At 64.0% G+C, this 2,499-nt stretch carries 2 protein-coding genes, 1 tRNA gene and 1 pseudogene; all 4 read right to left on the reverse strand.

Features of this window, described 5'->3' with window-relative positions; translation table 11 throughout:
* Positions 1-8: 8 nt before the first annotated feature.
* A tRNA-Gln gene (locus B3C64_RS08275) sits at positions 9-79 on the reverse strand.
* Positions 80-249: 170 nt separating this feature from the next.
* On the reverse strand, positions 250-1,269 hold the full coding sequence (locus B3C64_RS08280; protein ID WP_291535004.1) for a ribose-phosphate diphosphokinase: 1,020 nt from the start codon (positions 1,267-1,269) through the stop codon (positions 250-252).
* Positions 1,270-1,360: 91 nt separating this feature from the next.
* Positions 1,361-2,020 carry a nicotinate-nucleotide adenylyltransferase gene (gene nadD, locus B3C64_RS08285; protein ID WP_291535021.1) on the reverse strand — a complete coding sequence of 220 codons (660 nt, stop codon included), beginning with the start codon at positions 2,018-2,020 and terminating at the stop codon, positions 1,361-1,363.
* A 137-nt stretch (positions 2,021-2,157) separates the two neighbouring features.
* Positions 2,158-2,499, reverse strand: a pseudogene (locus B3C64_RS08290) (phosphoribosylglycinamide synthetase); the annotation flags it as partial.

A 2,499-nucleotide genomic window follows, 5' to 3' on the forward strand; every position in this document is an offset into this window, starting at 1 on the left:
TATACGAGCTCCCCCACCTGGACTCGAACCAAGACAAAGGGTTCCAAAGACCCGTGTGCTGCCATTACACCATGGGGGAACGGCGGAATCAACTGGTTGTTTCCGCCAAGTGTCTATTATGCCATATGCCGCCGAAATCCGACGCCGCGTGTCGGAACCGGACTCGGAATCCGCGAGTGCCACGCCGTAAACGCGAAACGTGCCCCGCACGCATAATCCCGCATACGGGGCACGTTGGGAAGACGGAAATCAGGCGAACAGGAATCCCTGGCCGTGGTGCTCCGGATAGGTGTCGAACAGTTTGGCGACGGAACCGTCTTCGAACACGGCGCGGATGGCGCTTGCCAGCAGCGGCGCGATAGACAGCACGGTGAGGCCGTCCCAACGCTTCTCTTCCGGAATCGGCACGGTGTCGGTGAGCACGACCTCGCGGGCGCCGCAGTTCTTCAGACGTTCCACGGCCGGTCCGGACAGCACGCCGTGCGTGGCGACGACGGTCACCGACTTGGCGCCCGCGTCCCTCAGCACGTTGCATGCGCCGGCGATGGTTCCCGCGGTGTCGATCAAATCGTCGACGAGCACGCAGTCCTTGCCCGCGACGTCACCGACGACGCGGTTGGAGACCGCCTGGTTCGGGCGGGTGATGTCGCGGGTCTTGTGCACGAAGGCGAGCGGACCGCCGCCGAGGCGCTGGGCCCACTGCTCGGCCACGCGGATGCGGCCGGCGTCCGGGGAGACGACGGCGACGTTGTCAAGCTGGTTGGAGAAACGGTCGCGGATATAGTCGACCAGCACCGGCATGGCGATGAGGTGGTCGACCGGACCGTCGAAGAAGCCCTGGGATTGTGCGGCGTGCAGGTCGACGCTCATGATGCGGTCGGCGCCGGCGGTTTTCAGCAGGTCGAAGACGAGACGGCAGGAGATGGGCTCGCGGCCGCGGTGCTTCTTGTCTTGGCGGGAGTATCCGAGCAGCGGGCAGACCGCGGTGATGGAGCGCGCGGAGGCGCGCTTCAACGCATCGATCATGATGAGCTGTTCCATGATCGACTGGTTGATCGGGTTGGCGTGGCTCTGCAGCACGAACACGTCGGCGCCACGCACGGATTCGGTGTAGCGCACATACATCTCGCCATTGGCGAAATCGTATGCCGTGGTCTCCAGGATGTCGATGCCGAGCTGTTCGGCGACGTCCGCCGCCAGCTTCGGATGGGTCCTGCCTGTGACAAGGATCAGATTTTTATCAGGCTTTCCCTCAAGGATTGCGCTCACCGTGTCTCCAAACGTCTGTTTCCGTCAATTGGACGTGACCAATGATAACCGTTCGCGCAGACCTCACCGGGCGCGCGTGTTCCCCCGTTTTTCAGCGGTACAGGCCATGCTTGCCGATGTACTGCACCACGCCGTCCGGCACGAGATACCAGACCGGCTCGCCATGTTCCGCGCGTCTGCGCACATCGGTGGAGGAAATCGCCAGCGCGGGGATCTCCAGGGTGTCGACTTTGCCTTCCGGCAGACGCACGCCTGCCGGCGACGAGTATCCGGGACGCGTGACCGCCACGAAATGCGCCAGGTCCCACATCTTGTCGGCGTCCTTCCATTGCATGATCTCCGCGACCGCGTCAGCGCCGGTGATGAAGAACAGTTCCGCGTCGGGCCTCTGCGCGCGGATGTCGCGCAGCGTGTCGATGGTGTAGGTGATGCCGGGCCGGTCGATGTCGACGCGCGAGACGGTGAATTTCGGATTCGACGCGGTGGCGATGACCGTCATCAGGTAGCGGTCCTCGGCGTTGGTGACGTTCTTGTCGAGTTTGAACACCGGACGGCCGGTGGGCACGAAGATCACCTCGTCGAGGTCGTACACCCATGAGACCTCGGACGCCGCCACCAAGTGCCCGTTGTGGATGGGGTCGAACGTGCCGCCCATGATGCCGATCCGGGGGCGGTTATGCCAGTTGCCGCGGGCCGAACGGCATCCGTGGACCATCGCGGAATGCGTTTCGACCACGGAGAGTTCCGACATGCGACGTTCCGGCTCGGCTGCCGGAGCCTTCACGGAAACCTTGGATTCCTTGGAACTGACGGAGTTTTCGCGGCTTTCGGCGGAGTCGTCCGCCGCGGACGGGCCGTTCGGCTCCGGACGCGTCTGTTCGGGAACGCTCATGCGGCTTCCTCGTTCTTCTGCTCGCGGTCGGCGTCGGCGGTTTCCTTTTCGATGCTGTCGGCGGTCGGCGAGGTGTTGTCGGGGTCGATCTTGTCCATGTCCTCGTCCCATTCGTCCTGCACGACGCGGCGGATCTCCGCGAAGGTCGGCAGCGGGAATCCCGGCTGGTAGATGCGGCGCACCTCGGCCACGCGTTCGGTGACGCGGATCAGGGTGTCGGTCATGCCGTCGATGTCGCGGTCGCGTTCCATCGCGCTGAATTTGGCGATGTACTGTTCCATGTCGCGCATCTGCGTGTCGATGGTCTCGACCTGCTCCGCGTCGGGTTGGGACACGTC

Origin of the sequence: Bifidobacterium sp. UBA6881 (genome assembly GCA_002451435.1) — a bacterium.
In the GTDB taxonomy this organism is placed as follows: domain Bacteria; phylum Actinomycetota; class Actinomycetes; order Actinomycetales; family Bifidobacteriaceae; genus Bifidobacterium.